The sequence below is a fragment of the Streptomyces sp. NBC_00775 genome (genome assembly GCF_036347135.1).
Classification (GTDB): domain Bacteria; phylum Actinomycetota; class Actinomycetes; order Streptomycetales; family Streptomycetaceae; genus Streptomyces; species Streptomyces lutosisoli.
Map to the genome: position 1 here is coordinate 3108366 of NZ_CP108938.1, position 15504 is coordinate 3123869.

A 15504-nucleotide genomic window follows, 5' to 3' on the forward strand; every position below is an offset into this window, starting at 1 on the left:
GGCTACTTCTCCTGCTTCTCGTCGACGTGCGCTGATGGAAGCGCGCCGCCGCTCAACTCGTCCTTCTCGCCGTCTCCGGATGAACCAGCGAGTCCCTGCAGTGCCGCCCAACGGATGTCGACGGCGTCGTGGTGGTGGTCCGGGTCGTCCGCGAGCCGCACTCCGCATTCGGAGCACAAGCCGGGGCAGTCGTCCTGGCACACCGGCTGCATCGGCAGTGCGAGCACCACCGCATCACGCAGCACGGATTCGAGGTCGAACAAACCGTCCTCGATGAAGAGCCTGTCCTCGTCTTCCTCGGCGTCGTCGACCGGCTCCGCTTTCACGCGGCCCCGGTCGTCGGCGTCAGGGTACGAGAACATCTCCTGGAAGTCCGCTTCGAGCTCCAGCTCAAGCGGCTCCAGACACCTTACGCACTCCCCCTTGGCCTGTGCACGGGCGGTGCCTGTGACGAGCACCCCTTCCATGACCGACTCAAGGCGGAGTTCGAGCTCCACCGGGGCGCCTTCCGGCACTCCGATGACTCCCTGGATCCCGAGATCCTTGGGTGCGTCGATCGTGCGGGTCAAGCGCTGCAGCGCGCCAGGACGCCGCCCCAGCTCGTGTGTGTCGAACACGAGAGGGTTGCGGTGGTCGAGGCGGGTGTTCAGAGCCATTCCTGCTTTCGATCTTCGAAGCTCAAGGGGTTGCCACCCCTTGGTGTTCCGTGGGCAGCGTTGATCGCGGACGTACGCGCGACCGAAGAGCCAGGATACTGGACCTTTCGCTCTCGGCCCAATCCGGTGTGCGCTGCCCATCCCGCGCACCGGCGTGCGCCCCCGCCTCGGGGGCCGCGACCACCGGAATCAGTGGCCGCCGCGCCCTTGCTCGTACGCCCGCAGCTGCTCCGCGCTGATCATGCTGGTGTCGAAGAGGCTGGTCTCGTCGAGGCTGTGCGCCTGCTGGTCCATGGCGTGCGCCTGCGGCTGGGCGTAGGCCTGCTGCCCGCTCTGGTCGTACGCCGGCTGCTGGTCGTACCCCTGCTGCTGCGGGTAGGCGGCGTACGGGTCGGCCTGCTGGTAGCCGTACGCGTCCTGCTGGGCGTACTGCTGCTGATACCCGTATGGATCGGCCTGCTGCTGGTACGCGTAGGCGTCCTGCTGCCCGTACGACGGCTGGGCGGGCACCTCGGGGGTCTGGGCGGGCTGCTCGGGGGCGTCCGAGAGCTCCGCGAGGCCGGCCAGGTAGTCGGAGTCGCTGGTGTGCAGGCCGGGCGTCCCGTCCTCGCCGAAGGCGCTCAGATCGCCCAGGTCGTCGCTGGCGATCCGGCCGTGCAGCTTCTGCCGGCCGCGGCCGACGGCCTCCAGGGTCTTGGCGAGCACGGCCTCGAAGGCGCCGAGCTTCACGTCGACGTATTCGTCGGCGTTGCGGCGCAGGGTCTCCGGGTCGTGGCTGCGCTCGGGGGCGTCCTCGTCCTCGTACCCCTGCTCATCAATGCCGGGACCGGTGCCGAGGAGCTTCTCGCGGCCGCGGCCGACGGAGCCGAGGGTCTTGGTGAGGACGACCTCGAAGTTGGCGAGCTTGGAGTCGACGTAGTCGTCGGCCTCCGCGCGGACCTCCTCGGCCTCCTTGCGGGCCTCGGCGAGGATGCGGTCGGCCTCGTTCTGGGAGCGGCGGGCGACCTCGGTGTCGGAGATCAGGGAGCCGCGCTCGGCGTGCGCGGTCTGGATGATCCGCTCGGCCTCCTGACGGGCCTGCTCGACCATTTCCTCGCGGCCGCCGATCAGCTCCTGGGCCTGGGCGAGGGAGCCGGGCAGCGCCTGGCGCACCTCTTCGAGCATCGAGAGCAGCTCGGCGCGGTTGACCACGCACGAGGCCGACATGGGCATGGAGCGGGCGCTGCCGACCGCCCCGACGATCTCATCGAGCTTCTTCTGCACGTCCACCGTGTGCTCGCCACTCTCTACAGCTGTGATGGAGACGGACGGGTCGACTGTACGACCACTCCTGCCCCGCCCGACACCGGGTGACGGACTGTCAGGGGTTCAGCCCTTGCCGAGTCGTTCCTTCAGCGCGTCGAGGACCACCGGTGGCACCAGGTGGGAGATGTCGCCGCCCCACTGGGCGACCTCCTTGACCAGCGAGGAGGAGAGGAAGCTGTAGGTGGGGCTGGTCGGGATGAACAGCGTTTCGACGCCCGAGAGGCCGTTGTTCATCTGGGCCATCTGGAGTTCGTAGTCGAAGTCGCTGACCGCGCGCAGACCCTTGACGATGGCGGGGATGTCGCGCTGCTTGCAGAAGTCGACGAGCAGGCCGTGGTAGGCCTCGACCTGGATATTGCCGTACTCGGCGGTGACCTCGCGGATCAGCTCGATCCGCTCGTCGACGGTGAACAGGCCCTGCTTCGACTGATTGATCATCACCACGACGTGCACGACGTCGTACAGCCTGGAAGCGCGGGCGATGATGTCGAGGTGTCCATTGGTGATGGGGTCGAATGACCCCGGACAGACGGCGCGGCGCAACTGTGGTCCCTCGCTCTCCGGTCCGGTCATCGTGCGTCTTCGCACGTAGAGGCGGCGCGACCGTACCAAAACGTCCCCTCGCCGTAACGACGGGCCCTGATCGCTTCGAAGCCGTCGGGCCAGCCGAATTCGCCGCCTCTGGTGCTGCGCTCCACGGTGACGAGGGCTTCGGCCGCGAGCCAGCCCTGCGTGCGGAGTGTGAGCAGAATCTCCCGAAGATCGTCGTCCGAGACGGCGTACGGGGGGTCGAGGAAGACCAGGTCGTACGGGTCTGCCGGCGCCGGCGCCTGGATGATCTGTTCCGCTTTGCCCGATCTGACCTCGGCGCCGGGGAGACCCAGCGACTTGACGTTCTCGCGGATGACCTTGGCCGCGCGGGCGTCGGCCTCGACGAGCAGGGTGTGTCCGGCGCCGCGGCTGAGCGCCTCCAGGCCGACGGCACCGGAACCGGCGTACAGGTCGAGCACGCGCTCCCCGTGCAACGGGCCGCCGAGCAGGGACTGCCAGGTGGAGAAGAGGCCCTCGCGCGCCCGGTCGGAGGTGGGCCGGGTGCCGGTGCCCGGCGGGACGGCTAGGCGGCGTCCGCCGGCTGCGCCGGCGATCACGCGGGTCATCTGGAGTCCTTGTCCGTGGGGGTGGCTACGGGTCCAGTTTGGCAGGCGGAGGTGGGGGGTGTTCTGCGTCGTGGGCGGCTACGGGCTTCGTCGTGGCTGCTCGCGTCCACGCGGCGGAGCCGTATATCCACATCGACACCGCCCCTGTCCACATCGACACCGCCCCGCTGTGGACATGGACACAGCCCCGCGCCTCTTACGGGGGGCTGTGCACTCAGCCCTTGTCCAAGTACTGCTCTCTCTCCTCGTCCAGCAACGCGTCCAGCGCCGTCCGCAGGCCGGGCAGGCGCTCCAGCTCCGGGTCGGCGGCGACGACCGCGGCGGCCTCCTCACGGGCCTCGGCGATGATCTCCTCGTCCTCGATGACGGCGAGCATCCGCAGCGAGGAGCGGACGCCGGACTGCGCCTGGCCGAGGACGTCGCCCTCGCGGCGCTGCTCGAGGTCGATGCGGGAGAGCTCGAAGCCGTCGAGCGTGGACGCCACCGCGGTCAGCCGCTGGCGGGCCGGGCTCGCCTCCGCCATCTCGCTGACCAGGAGGCAGAGTCCGGCGGCGGAGCCTCGGCCGACGCGGCCGCGCAGCTGGTGGAGCTGGGAGACGCCGAACCGGTCGGCGTCCATGATCACCATCGCCGTGGCGTTCGGCACGTTCACCCCGACCTCGATCACGGTCGTCGCGACCAGGACGTCCGTCTCGCCCGCGGCGAAGCGGCGCATCACGGCGTCCTTGTCGTCGGGTTGCATACGGCCGTGCAGGACCTCGACCTTGAGGCCTTGGAGGGGGCCCTTGGCGAGCTGGTCGGCGACGTCGAGGACGGCGAGGGGAGGGCGCTTCTCGGCCTCGTCCTCGGGGGACTTCTTCTTGGTCTTCTTCGGGTCGTCCTCCTCGTCTCCGATGCGGGGGCAGACGACGTACGCCTGATGGCCGTTCTCCACCTCCTCGCGTACGCGCTCCCACGCGCGCGTGAGGAAGTGCGGTTTGTCGGCGGCCGGGACGACATGGCTGGCGATGGGCGAACGTCCGGCGGGGAGCTGGTCGAGGACCGAGGTCTCCAGGTCGCCGAAGACCGTCATGGCGACGGTGCGCGGAATGGGCGTGGCGGTCATGACCAGGAGGTGCGGGGGCTGCTTGCCCTTGCCGCGCAGGGCGTCGCGCTGCTCGACGCCGAAGCGGTGCTGCTCGTCGACCACGACCAGGCCCAGGTCGTGGAACTGGACCTTGTCCTCGATCAGCGCATGCGTGCCGATGACGATCCCGGACTCACCGGTGATCAGATCGAGCAGCGCCTGCCGCCGCGCCGCCGCGCCCATGGACCCGGTGAGCAGCACGACCTTGGTGGAGTGCTCGGCCCCGCCGAGCATGCCGCCCTCGGCCAGCTCCCCCATCATCTCGGTGATCGACCGGTGGTGCTGCTGGGCGAGCACCTCGGTGGGCGCGAGCATCGCGGCCTGCCCGCCCGCGTCGACGACGGCGAGCATGGCGCGCAGGGCCACCATCGTCTTGCCCGATCCGACCTCTCCCTGGAGCAGCCGGTGCATCGGATGCTCGGTGGCGAGGTCGTCGAAGATCTCCTTGGAGACCTTCTGCTGGCCCTCGGTGAGGGTGAAGGGCAGCTTGGCGTCGAAGGCGGTGAGCAGGCCGTCCGGCTTGGGGGTGCGGGCCACGGCCGGGAGTTGGGCGTCGGCGTGGCGGCGGCGGGCCAGGGCGACTTGGAGGACGAAGGCCTCGTCCCACTTGAGGCGGGCGCGGGCGTCGTGGATGTCGGCCTTGGTGTGCGGGCGGTGGATCTTGAGGAGGGCTTCGGGGAGGGCGACCAGGCCGCGGCCGTCCCGGAGGGAGTCCGGGAGGGGGTCGACGGCTTCCTGGGCGCTCGGCAGCACCGTCTGCACGGACTTGGCGATCTTCCAGGACTCCAGCTTGGCGGTGGCCGGGTAGATCGGGATGAGGGCGCCCGCCCAGGAGTCGACGCTCTCGGCGGCTTCGTCGCTGTCGCCGCGCAGCAGCTCGTACGCCGGATGGGCCAGCTGGAGGCGGTGGTTGAAGACGGAGACCTTGCCGGAGAACATCGCGCGCGTGCCGGGCAGGAGGTCCTTGTGGGGCTTGTGCACGCCGTTGCCGAAGAAGACCAGTTGGAGGCGGCCGCTGCCGTCCGTGATGGTGACTTCGAGGCGCTGGCCCTTGCCGCGGGGTGCCCTGGACGAGGCGAAGGTGTGCAGGCGCGCGTCGGCGACCTGGGCGACTACCGTCACATGCTCGTCCATGGGGAGGTCGGCGAGGTGGGTGAGCTGCCCGCGCTCCTCGTATCTGCGCGGATAGTGGTGCAGCAGATCGCCGACGGTGTGCAGGCCGAGGTGCTCGGCCATCACCTTCGCGGTGGCGGGACCGAGCGCCTTCTTCAGTGGTTCTTCGAGCACGGGCACGAGATCCATTGCACACCACAGCACTGACAATGCCGTATACGTCCTGGAAATCCGCTGGTCAGGCGGGTCGTTCCGGGCCTAGGATGACCCGCTCCGGCCCTCTTCGCGGTCACCGTCCGCCGGGACCGCCCGACCCCGCGCCGTCGCCCGTCCCCCCACCCACCGGCGCAGCGACGATGGACTCCCAGACTTCACAGCCATCACAGGCACCCCAGTCACCTCATACGTTCCAGGTCGACCTGCGCGGTTTGGTGGACCTGCTCTCCCATCATCTCTACTCCAGTCCCAAGGTCTATCTGCGCGAACTGCTGCAGAACGCCGTGGACGCGATCACCGCGCGCCGCGCCGAGCAGCCCCATGCCCCGGCCACCGTGCGCCTGTACGCCGAGGGCGGCGCCCTGCGGGTGGAGGACTCCGGTGTGGGGCTCACCGAGTCCGACGTGCACAACCTCCTCGCGACGATCGGGCGCAGCTCCAAGCGGAACGACGGTCTGGAGTCGGCCCGGTCCGACTTCCTGGGGCAGTTCGGCATCGGGTTGCTGGCGTGTTTCGTCGTCGCCGAACGCATCCGCGTCGTCAGCCGCAGCGCGCGGACGCCCGACGCAGCGCCCGTGGAGTGGACGGCGGCCGACGACGGCTCGTACACCGTGCGCACGCTGCCGCACGAGGCGCGCACCGAACCGGGCACCACCGTGCACCTGGTGGCGCGCGCCGGGGCCGGCGAGTGGCTGAGCGAGGAGCGGGTCCGGTCGCTGGCGCGGGACTTCGGGTCGCTGCTGCCGTACGACGTGCGCGTCGGCGACGAGGTGATCGCGGACCTTCCGGCGCCCTGGGATCGTCCTTATGCGAGCCCTGCCACCCGAAGGGTGGCGCTGGCACGGCACTGCCACGACCTGTTCGGTTTCACGCCGCTGGACTCGATCGACCTGGACGTGCCGCTCGCCGGGATCCGGGGCGTGGCGTACGTCCTGCCGTCCGCGGTCAGCCCGGCCCAGCGGGCGGGCCACCGCGTGCACCTGAAGGGCATGCTGCTCACCGAGCGGGCCGAACAGCTGCTGCCCGACTGGGCGTTCTTCGTGCGCTGCGTCCTCGACACGGACAGCCTGCGGCCCACCGCGTCGCGGGAGTCGCTGTACGAGGACGAGACGCTCGCGGCCGTACGGGAAGCGCTGGGCGAAAGGATTCGCTCCTGGCTGACCGGGCTCGCGGCGGGTGACCCGGAGCGCCTGGAGGCCTTCCTCTCCGTCCACTACCTGGGCGTGAAGTCCCTGGCGCGGCACGACAGGGAAATGCTGCGCACGATGCTGCCGTGGCTGCCCTTCGAGACGACCGACGGGCGGCTGTCCCTGGAGGAGTTCGCGCAGCGGCACCCGGTGGTGCACTTCACGCGGACCGTGGAGGAGTACCGGCAGGTCGCGCCGATCGCCTCCGCGCAGGGCGTCGGGGTGATCAACGGCGGCTACACGTACGACAGCGAGCTGATCGAGGCGCTGCCGTCGGTGCGTCCGGGCACGGTCGTGTCGGAGCTGGACGCCGACACCGTGACGGCGCACCTGGACGCGGTCGACCCGGCCGAGGAACTGGCTCTGTCGGCCTTCCTGGCAGCCGCGCGGGCCAAACTCGACCCGCTGGGCTGCGATGTGGTCCTGCGCGCCTTCCACCCGCTGTCGGTCCCGGCGCTGCACCTGGACGACCGGGCGGCCCGCCACGAGCAGGCCCGCGCGGAGGCGGAGGAGCAGGCCGACGACCTGTGGGCGGGCATTCTCGGCTCGCTGCGGGGCAGCGCTCCACGCGCGCGTCTGGTCCTCAACCACCTCAACCCGCTGATCCGAAGGATCAGTTCACTCAATGACCCGGAGCTGATAGGCACCGCCACCGAGTCCCTCTACGGGCAAGCCCTCCTCATGGCGCAGCGCCCCCTGCGGCCGGCCGACTCCGCGCTCCTCAACCGCGCGTTCATCGGCCTCCTGGAGTGGGCCACCCACACCGACCCCGGGAAGGACGACCGCCGATGAGCCAGGCCATGGACTTCGACACGCTGCGCCAGGCGATGGCGGACAACTACGAGCAGCCGGAGGGGCCCGCCCGCAACGCGCGCGCGGAGCAGCTGCTCGTCGAGGCCGAGAAGCTGAACATCCCGCTCGCCGTCATCGAAGCGCTCGGACACCAGCTGAAGGTCTACAACTACAGCTCCGAGAAGGACAAGATGTTCGTCCCCTTCGCGCGTCTGCTGCGCATGTGGGACGAGCGCCCCGAGGACTTCGACGAGTACGAGATCCATTCGCTGCACTGGGTCTTCAAGTGGATGTCCGCCGGCATGCTCGACCAGCCGCACATTCCGCTCGCCTCCATAGAGAAGTGGCTCGGCGAGATGGAGCACCGCTACCGGCTGGCCGGGCACTCCGAACGGGCCGTGCGCGGCGCCGAGTTCAGCGTCGCCGCCCACCTGGGCGACCTGGAGCGCGCCGAGCGGGCGTACACCGCCTGGCTGGCCGCCGACCGGGACACCATGGCCGACTGCCACGCCTGCGAGCTGCACAGCCAGGGATGGTGGCGGGCGGTGCGCGGCGCGGACGCCGAGGCGCTGGAGCTGTGGGGACCGGTCCTGGAGGGCGAGTACACCTGCGCCCACGAGCCGCACACCGTCCTCGCCTCCTCCCTGCTGCCCCTGCTGCGCCTGGGGCGCGTGGACGAGGCGCGCGCCCATCACCTGCGGGGCTTCCGGCTGGTGCGCCCCATGGAGAGCATGCGCGGCGCGTACGCGGACCACGTGGAGTTCTGCGCGCTCTCCGGCAACGAGGCGCGCGCCCTGGAGCTGCTCGCCGAGCGGCCCTCCTACTTCACGGACTCCGGGGACCCGCGCAGCAAGCTGGACTTCATGGCCGTCACGGCGCTGCTCATGGACCGGCTGACCGGGCTCGGACTCGGCGACCAGGCGGTGCCCGGTCCCGCCGGGCGCGCGTGGACGTCGGGGGAGCTCGCCGTCCACGCGCGCGGGGAGGCGCTTTCGCTGGCCGCGCGTTTCGACGCGCGCAACGGCACGTCGTACGTCAGCGAGCGCGCCCGCGCGCGCATGGATCAGCCGGCGCTCGTGGACCGGCTCCCGCTGGGCGTGCGCTCCACACGCCCGGCGCGCGCCGGGCAGCGCCCTACGGCGCCCGTGCCTCTGCCGCGCTCCGTCACGGAAGCCGCCGCGGTGGCCTCCAGCGAGCCCGACCTGTCCGCGCTGCTCACCGAGGCCCGGCGGCTCTCGGCCCTGCGCAGTCCGGAGGCCGTAGCGGCGTGGGCTGCGGTCTCGCGCGCCGCCGAGGGCCATGAGCTGGATCTCCGTGACCGCGCGGAGATCGCCGACCACGCGGCGATGGAGCGCGGCCCGGAGGGCATCGAGCTCTTCCACCGCGCGGCCGAGCTGTACGCCGAGGCGGGCGACCCCGGCGAGGCACTGGCGGCCCGCTCCCGCGCCGCGTACATCCACTCCCTCAGCGGCGCGACGGAGGAGGCCCTGACGGCCGCCTCGGAGCTGTACGAGAAGGTGCTCGCCCTCTTCGAGGAAGGCGGGACGGGGGTGTCCCAGACGGCGTCCGTGCTGGTGGGGCGGGCGCGGATCTTGATGCACCGGGTGGATGAGGCGGAGGAAGGCGCCGGTGCCGCGGCGGCGGGCTCCGCGGAGGCCGGGGGCGATGTCGTGGCCGCCGCCGAGGAGGCCTCGCGGGAGTTGCTGGCGCTTGCCGAGCCGCATGTGGCGGACGTCCCGTTGGCCTCGCGGGCGGCGGAGGCGCAGGCGATGCTCGGGGAGCTCGCGGCGCGTTCCGGGGACGCCGAGGAGGCCACGGATCGGCTCTCGCTGGCCGTGGAGACGTTCGTGGCGGCCGGACTGCCGTGGTTCGCCGTCGAGTACGACTCCCGGCTCGCCGGGATCGCCCTGCGCCTCGGCGACACGGACAGGGCGGAACGGGCGGCGCGCGCGGCGCTGGACCACTCAGGGGCGTACCTGGAACCCATGGGCCAGGCCCAGTTGCACCTGCAGCTCGCCGAAATCCTCGGCACCAGTGGGCAGTTGCGGACCGCTTCGGAGCACGCCCTGGAGGCCGCGCACTGGGCCGACGAGGCGGGCCAGGCCGGCACGCTCGGCGCCTGGGCCCGGCACCAGCTCGGCGGTTTCCTGCTCCGTCAGGGGCGGTGGGCGGAGGCCGCCGAGGTGCTGGAGTCGGCACTGCCCGATCTGACCGCCGACATGCACGGTGACGGTGCGATCGTGCAGACGCGGTGGTGGCTCGGCGACTGTCTCACCGAGCTCGGTGAGCACCGCGAGGCCGCCGAACACTGGCTGCGGGCCGCCGACATCGCCCAGCACTGGCCCGAGCAGCGCGACCACGCGATGCTCGCGCATCTCGCCGCCGAGGCCCTCGGGCACGCCGGACTGACCGCCCAGGCCGACCAGGCGTACGCCCGTGCCGGCGATCTCTGGCGTGGCCTCGGCAACGTCCATGGGCTGGTCCGAGCGCTGCGAGCGCGGGCGTGGGCGGCGGCTCGTACGGACGGGGGGCTCGACGGGGCGCGGGAGTTGATGGGGGCGGCGGTGCGGGAGTGCGAGTCGGCGATCGCGGAGGCGTCCCTCGGCTCGGGCTCGCCGGAGGACTCCGACGCGCGTCATCGCCTCGTCGCCGAACTCGGCCACACCTATCGCCAGTTCGGGGATCTCGTGGCCCGCTCTGTCGCCGAGGACGCGGAGGACGGCTCGATCCGGGCGGCGTTCGAATCGGCGCTGGCCCAGATCACCGAGGCGGTCACGGTGTTCGCCTCCCTCGGGCCGGAGGCGCTGCACTCCAGGACCGGTGCGGAGCTGGCGGCGGGGTGGCTGGAGGCCGACCTGGGGCGTCCTGCCTCGGCGGCGGCGCGGGCCCGAGCGGTTCTGGCGGCGTACGAGGGCTACGAGGAGGCCGCCGGGCCGGACGAGACGGTGCAGGCCCGGCGGGCCGAGGCGAACCAGTTGCTGAGGCTCCGGGAGGAGTGAGGCGGGTGGGGCGGCAGGGTGCGGTTTTCGCCCCCGCCGCCCCTTCCCGTGCCCGTCCCTGGGGCTGCGCCCCCAGACCCCGTATTCGGCACATCGACTCAAGCGACCTGCGACGTCAGGAAACGCCAGGCTCAGGCGACGCCCGTCTCGGTGGAGCCGCAGTCGTGACCGGCGCCGAGGTAGCCGTCGCCGCTGTTGGAATAGGCGCTGTCCACACTGCCGCAGGCTCTCACCCACACGTCCGCACCCTCGGGGATGTCCGACCAAGGGTGCTTCGTGTCCGTGGTGCCACAACCGGACGTATTGTGAATCGTCCGGAAGTGCCATCCGTCCCCGGACTTGTACCACGTCAGCTGAGCCCAGACAGTGCCGTTGTCGCACTGGCTGTCATGGATGCGGAAATCGTCGCCGTTGGACACGAAGTACGCATAACCGTCACCGTTGCTCGCGTCCGAACCGGGCGAGTCCGTGCCTGCGCTGGCGGACGTGGCGGTCCCCAGGAGCAAGCACGCAGCAGCAGCAGCGACAACCAAGAGACGACTCCTGGACTTTGCTGTCATTTCGGAAATTCTCCGATCTGGAGGAAATCAAGGGCGGCTACACACCACTCACCCGAATCAGCGCATTTCGCCGCAGATGACGTGTTCACGCAGACTCTCACGCGGGGTGCGTCGCGATCAAGCCATTTGCAGGGATATGACTGCGGCAACTCCGGCTTGTTCAGGGAGAGTTCTTCTAAGGAGCCTTGCGGTCGGCCAGTTGAGGCGCTGACTACTCCACGCCGATCAGCAGCAGCGCGCCCTGGCGGCCACCCCGGTAGACCATGGTGTCGACGGCGAGCCAGGACTCCCGTACCCGGGCTTCCAGGCGTTCGGCGATGCCGTCGGGGGCCTCGTCGCCGAGGACGAGGGTGACCATTTCGCCGCCGGCGGAGAGCATGCGGTCGAGGACGGTTTCGGCGGTGAGGGTGATGTCGGAGCCGATCACGGCGACATCGCCGTCGATGAGGCCGAGGACGTCGCCGGCCTGGCAGATGCCGGCCATGGTCCAGGACTGCCGCTCGGCGAGGGCGACCTCGGCGTAGCGGGTGGCGCCGGCCGCGGACGTCATGGCGACGACGTCCTCGTCGAAGCGGCGCTCCGGCTCGTGGACGGCGAGCGCGGCGATGCCCTGCACGGCGGACCGGGTCGGGATCAGCGCGACCCGCACGCCCTCCGTACGGGCCTGCTCGGCAGCGGCGGCGGCGGTGTGGCGCAGTTCGGCGTCGTTGGGCAGGAGCACCACCTCGCGCGCGTGGGCCCGCCGTACGGCCTCGACGAGCTCCCCGCTGGCGGGCGGCTCCCCGGGCCGCGCGAGCACGGTGGTCGCCCCGGCCTCCGTGTACAGCCCGGCCAGGCCCTCGCCGGGCACCACGGCCACGACGGCGCGCTGCGCCCGCTCCCGGGGCGGACGCCCGGCCGCGCCGCCGGTGTGTACGTCCCCGAGCCCGAAGTGCGTGATCCTGATCCGGTACGGCCGCCCGGCCTCCACGCCCGCCTCCACGGCGGCGCCCGCGTCGTCCGCGTGCACATGGACGTTCCACAGCCCGTCCCCGCCGACCACGACGAGCGAGTCCCCCAGGCTGTCGAGCCGGTGCCGCAACCGGGCCACGGCCGCGTCCTCCGCTTCCAGGAGGTAGATGACCTCGAAGGCGGGGCCGTCCTGCTCCGGCGGCCCTTCCACGCACACGTCGGCGTGGACTCCGCCGATGCCCGCGCCGATGACGTCGCTCATGCTCATGGTCTTCTCCACGCGCGCGTGGACCTCCACGGGGGCCGAGAGCACCCCGGGCGCCTCCCCCGTGAACGTCTCCACCAGCGCGGCCAGCACGGCCACCAGTCCCCGTCCGCCCGCGTCGACCACACCGGCGCGCTCCAGGACGGCCAGCTGGCCGGGGGTCGCCGCGAGGGCCGCTCGTGCCCCCTCGTACGCCGCGCGCGCGACCGTGCCGCAGTCGCCCTCGGCGCCGGTGGCCGCGTCGGCGGCGGCCGAGGCGACCGTGAGGACCGTGCCCTCGACGGGGTGGGCCACGGCCTGGCGCGCGGAGTCCGCGGCATGCCTCAGAGCGAGCCGCAGGCCCTGACCATCGGTGTGAGCCGCCTCACTGCCGTCGGCCAGCACCTGCGCCATGCCGCGCAGCAGCTGCGCGAGGATGGTCCCGGAGTTGCCGCGGGCCCCGATCAGCGCCCCGTGCGCCATCGCCCGCACCGCGTCGGCGAGGGTGGGCCGGCCTGCCTCCGTGGACGCGTTGTCCCGCCCCTCAGTGGCCGCGATGGCCGTACCGAAGTGGTCCGCGGTCGCCGCGTTCACCTGACCGGCGGCGGCCGCGGTCTCGTAGCCCGCCGTGGCGGTCGTCTCGTAGCCCGCGAAAACGGCCTCGACCGCTGCGGCGGCCGACTCCACCGTCAGATACAGATTCGTCCCGGTGTCTCCGTCGGCCACCGGGTAGACATTGATCGCGTCGATCTCTTCGCGCGCCCGTCCCAGCGCCTCCAGCGCCAGTCCGCACCAGGTGCGCACCGCGAGAGCATCCAATGTCTGCGGCACCTGCGGCACCTGCGCCTCCTTGAGCTGCTGGACGTGGGACGCAGCGTAGACCCAGGATGGGTTACTGACGGTAGGGGGCCCTGAGGAGGTCAGGGACGGAGCCCGGGGCAGCCATGGTAGTTTCGTTCTCCGGACGCAGTCGTTGTATGCTGCTCCAGTTGCCCGATTCGATCGGGTCTTCCCCCTGGCACCGCCACTCAGATCCTAGATCTTGATTCCGGCATGCCGGGATCAACCGTAAGAGCATCTGAAGTCTTTGGAGTGACCCGTGGCTGCCAACTGCGACGTCTGCGGCAAGGGGCCGGGCTTCGGCAACAACATCTCGCACTCGCACCGCCGTACGCCCCGTCGCTGGAACCCCAACATCCAGCGCGTTCGTACCGTGGTGAGCGGGACGCCGAAGCGCGTGAACGCTTGCACCTCGTGCATCAAGGCCGGCAAGGTCACGCGCTGACAACCGCTAGCGCGCGGCCACTGCTGGTTCGCTTGCACTGAACCGGTCCACCTCACGGTGGGCCGGTTTTTTGCTGCCCTCACGCGCTCACGTAAACGCTTTACGCGCCCGCCCTGAACCGCCAGCCATGGTCCACCGGACCGATCCCGCCCCCCAGCGCGAACCCGGCCGCGATCGCCCCGGTGACGTACTCCTTGGCCGCCGCCACCGCCTCCGGCACGGACTGCCCCTTCGCCAGCCCGGAAGCGATCGCCGACGCCAGGGTGCAGCCCGTGCCGTGCGTGTGCCGGTTGTCGTGGCGCGGGGCCCGCAGCCAGTGCTCCTCGGAGCCGTCCGTGAGCAGGTCTACAGCGTCACCGGGCAGATGACCGCCCTTGATCAGCACCCACCTCGGCCCGTACGACAGCACGGCCGCCGCGGCCCGCCTGAGGTCGTCCTCCGCATCGACGCGTACACCTGTGAGTTGGGCCACCTCGTCGAGGTTGGGTGTCGCCACGGTCGCCACCGGCAGCAGTTTCGTCCGTACGGAGTCCAGCGCGGACGCGGCGAGCAGCGCGTCCCCGTGCTTGGAGATGCCGACCGGGTCGACGACGGCCGGGGCGTCCGTACCCCCGATCAACTCGGCGACCGCCTCGACGAGTTCCGCCGAGGCCAGCATGCCGGTCTTCACGGCCTGGACGCCGATGTCGTCGACGACGCTGCGGTACTGGGCGCGCACCGCGTCCACCGGCAGTTCCCAAGCGCCTTGGACGCCCAGGGAGTTCTGTGCGGTGACGGCGGTGATCACGCTCATGCCGTGCACACCGAGCGCGAGCATCGTCTTCAGGTCGGCCTGGATCCCGGCTCCGCCACCGGAGTCGGAGCCCGCGACCGTCAGAACCGTGGGCGGCGTACTCACGACTCGATGTCCCCGAAGTGGTCCCAGCCGCCCTTGCTCGTCCAGGGCGCCCCGTCCACCGTGACCTGGGGCAGCGCCGACGGGTTGAGCACCTCGCCGATCACCTTCCAGCGGGCGGGCAGCTTCACGTCCGGCGGGAAGGTCGCCACGATCGCGTGGTCCTCGCCGCCGCTGAGCACCCACTGGATCGGGTCGACGCCGACGGCCTGTCCGATGTCGTTCATCTGAGAGGGGATGTCGATGTCTCCGGAGCGGACGTCGATGCGCACCTTGCTCGCCTCGGCGATGTGCCCGAGGTCGGCGATCAGCCCGTCGCTGACGTCCGTCATCGAGGTCGCGCCGAGCCCGGCGGCCGCCGGACCCGCGTGGTACGGCGGTTCGGGCCGCCGGTGGGCCTCGACGAAGGCGCGCGGCGAGCGGAAGCCCCGCGAGAGGACCGCATACCCGGCCGCCGACCAGCCCAGCCAGCCCGTCACGGCGACGACGTCACCGGGCTGGGCGCCGCCCCGGGTGACCGGCTCGTGGTTGCGCAGATCGCCGAGCGCGGTGATCGAGACCATGATGGTGTCGCCGCGTACGACATCGCCGCCGACCACGGCCGCGCCCGCGACCTGGCATTCGTCACGCAGCCCGTCCATCAGCTCGGACGGCCAGGTGGCCGGGAGTTCGGCCGGCACGACCAGGCCGAGCAGCAGCGCGGTCGGTACGGCGCCCATGGCGGCGATGTCCGCGAGGTTCTGCGCGGCCGCCTTGCGTCCGACGTCGTACGCGGTGGACCAGTCGCGGCGGAAGTGCCGTCCCTCCAGGAGGATGTCGGTGCTCGCCACGACCCTTCGGTCCGGCGCGGCCACCACCGCGGCGTCGTCGCCGGGGCCGACCCGGACGGCCGGCGTGGTGGTGAGACGTGAGGTGAGCTCTCGGATGAGCCCGAACTCCCCCAACTCGCCCACGGTGCCCTTCATGATCGTAGTGCTCCCTCTGTCGCTACCCGTGCCCGGTCGCGAGCCGTCTCCGT

Annotated in this window: 12 protein-coding genes; 3 read left to right on the top strand and 9 right to left on the bottom strand. The window is 71.3% G+C overall.

Annotated features, from left to right (window positions below; all coding sequences use genetic code 11):
- Positions 1–2 precede the first annotated feature (2 nt).
- From OIC96_RS13795 to recG, 5 genes are all read right to left on the bottom strand, one after another.
- Complete coding sequence (locus tag OIC96_RS13795; protein ID WP_330307549.1) at positions 3–656, bottom strand: YceD family protein; 654 nt, start codon at positions 654–656, stop codon at positions 3–5.
- A 189-nt stretch (positions 657–845) separates the two neighbouring features.
- Entirely contained in the window at positions 846–1925 is a 1080-nt protein-coding gene (locus tag OIC96_RS13800) for an ATP synthase F0 subunit B (protein ID WP_330307548.1), read from the bottom strand.
- Between the two features lie 99 nt (positions 1926–2024).
- Positions 2025–2534 (bottom strand): pantetheine-phosphate adenylyltransferase, encoded by a 510-nt coding sequence (gene coaD / locus OIC96_RS13805; protein ID WP_330307547.1) that lies wholly within the window; start codon positions 2532–2534, stop codon positions 2025–2027.
- A complete protein-coding gene (rsmD, locus tag OIC96_RS13810; protein ID WP_330310300.1) occupies positions 2531–3163 on the bottom strand; it encodes a 16S rRNA (guanine(966)-N(2))-methyltransferase RsmD in 633 nt (210 codons plus the stop codon). The genes coaD and rsmD overlap by 4 nt, the downstream gene beginning before the upstream one ends.
- A gap of 169 nt (positions 3164–3332) precedes the next feature.
- Positions 3333–5546: an ATP-dependent DNA helicase RecG gene (recG, locus tag OIC96_RS13815; protein WP_330307546.1), complete on the bottom strand. Its 2214-nt coding sequence runs from the start codon at positions 5544–5546 to the stop codon at positions 3333–3335.
- Between the two features lie 167 nt (positions 5547–5713).
- Here recG and OIC96_RS13820 point away from each other — a divergent pair, with 167 nt between their 5' ends.
- Both OIC96_RS13820 and OIC96_RS13825 read left to right on the top strand, forming a co-directional pair.
- A complete protein-coding gene (locus OIC96_RS13820) occupies positions 5714–7552 on the top strand; it encodes an HSP90 family protein (RefSeq protein WP_330307545.1) in 1839 nt (612 codons plus the stop codon).
- Positions 7549–10551, top strand: a complete 3003-nt coding sequence (locus OIC96_RS13825; protein WP_330307544.1) for a tetratricopeptide repeat protein — start codon at positions 7549–7551, stop codon at positions 10549–10551. The genes OIC96_RS13820 and OIC96_RS13825 overlap by 4 nt, the downstream gene beginning before the upstream one ends.
- Positions 10552–10682: 131 nt before the next feature.
- Here the strand turns inward: OIC96_RS13825 and OIC96_RS13830 are convergent, their stop codons facing one another.
- Positions 10683–11057: a hypothetical protein gene (locus OIC96_RS13830; protein ID WP_330307543.1), complete on the bottom strand. Its 375-nt coding sequence runs from the start codon at positions 11055–11057 to the stop codon at positions 10683–10685.
- A gap of 265 nt (positions 11058–11322) precedes the next feature.
- Positions 11323–13146, bottom strand: a complete 1824-nt coding sequence (locus OIC96_RS13835) for a DAK2 domain-containing protein (protein ID WP_330307542.1) — start codon at positions 13144–13146, stop codon at positions 11323–11325.
- A gap of 259 nt (positions 13147–13405) precedes the next feature.
- Between OIC96_RS13835 and rpmB the strand changes: the two genes are divergently transcribed.
- On the top strand, positions 13406–13591 hold the full coding sequence (rpmB, locus tag OIC96_RS13840; protein WP_330307541.1) for a 50S ribosomal protein L28: 186 nt from the start codon (positions 13406–13408) through the stop codon (positions 13589–13591).
- Positions 13592–13691: 100 nt separating this feature from the next.
- On the opposite strand, the gene thiD is transcribed toward rpmB, so the two are convergent.
- Both thiD and OIC96_RS13850 read right to left on the bottom strand, forming a co-directional pair.
- A complete protein-coding gene (gene thiD / locus OIC96_RS13845; protein ID WP_330307540.1) occupies positions 13692–14489 on the bottom strand; it encodes a bifunctional hydroxymethylpyrimidine kinase/phosphomethylpyrimidine kinase in 798 nt (265 codons plus the stop codon).
- Complete coding sequence (locus OIC96_RS13850; protein ID WP_327431999.1) at positions 14486–15451, bottom strand: thiamine-phosphate kinase; 966 nt, start codon at positions 15449–15451, stop codon at positions 14486–14488. Before OIC96_RS13850 ends, thiD begins: the two co-directional genes overlap by 4 nt.
- Between the last annotated feature and the right edge of the window lie 53 nt (positions 15452–15504).

Coding starts and splice junctions, on each gene's coding strand:
- OIC96_RS13795 (WP_330307549.1), bottom strand. CDS start 656: ATGGCTCTGAACACCCGCCTCGACCACCGCAACCCTCTCGTGTTCGAC.
- OIC96_RS13825 (WP_330307544.1), top strand. CDS start 7,549: ATGAGCCAGGCCATGGACTTCGACACGCTGCGCCAGGCGATGGCGGAC.
- recG (WP_330307546.1), bottom strand. CDS start 5,546: ATGGATCTCGTGCCCGTGCTCGAAGAACCACTGAAGAAGGCGCTCGGT.
- coaD (WP_330307547.1), bottom strand. CDS start 2,534: ATGACCGGACCGGAGAGCGAGGGACCACAGTTGCGCCGCGCCGTCTGT.
- OIC96_RS13850 (WP_327431999.1), bottom strand. CDS start 15,451: ATGAAGGGCACCGTGGGCGAGTTGGGGGAGTTCGGGCTCATCCGAGAG.
- OIC96_RS13820 (WP_330307545.1), top strand. CDS start 5,714: ATGGACTCCCAGACTTCACAGCCATCACAGGCACCCCAGTCACCTCAT.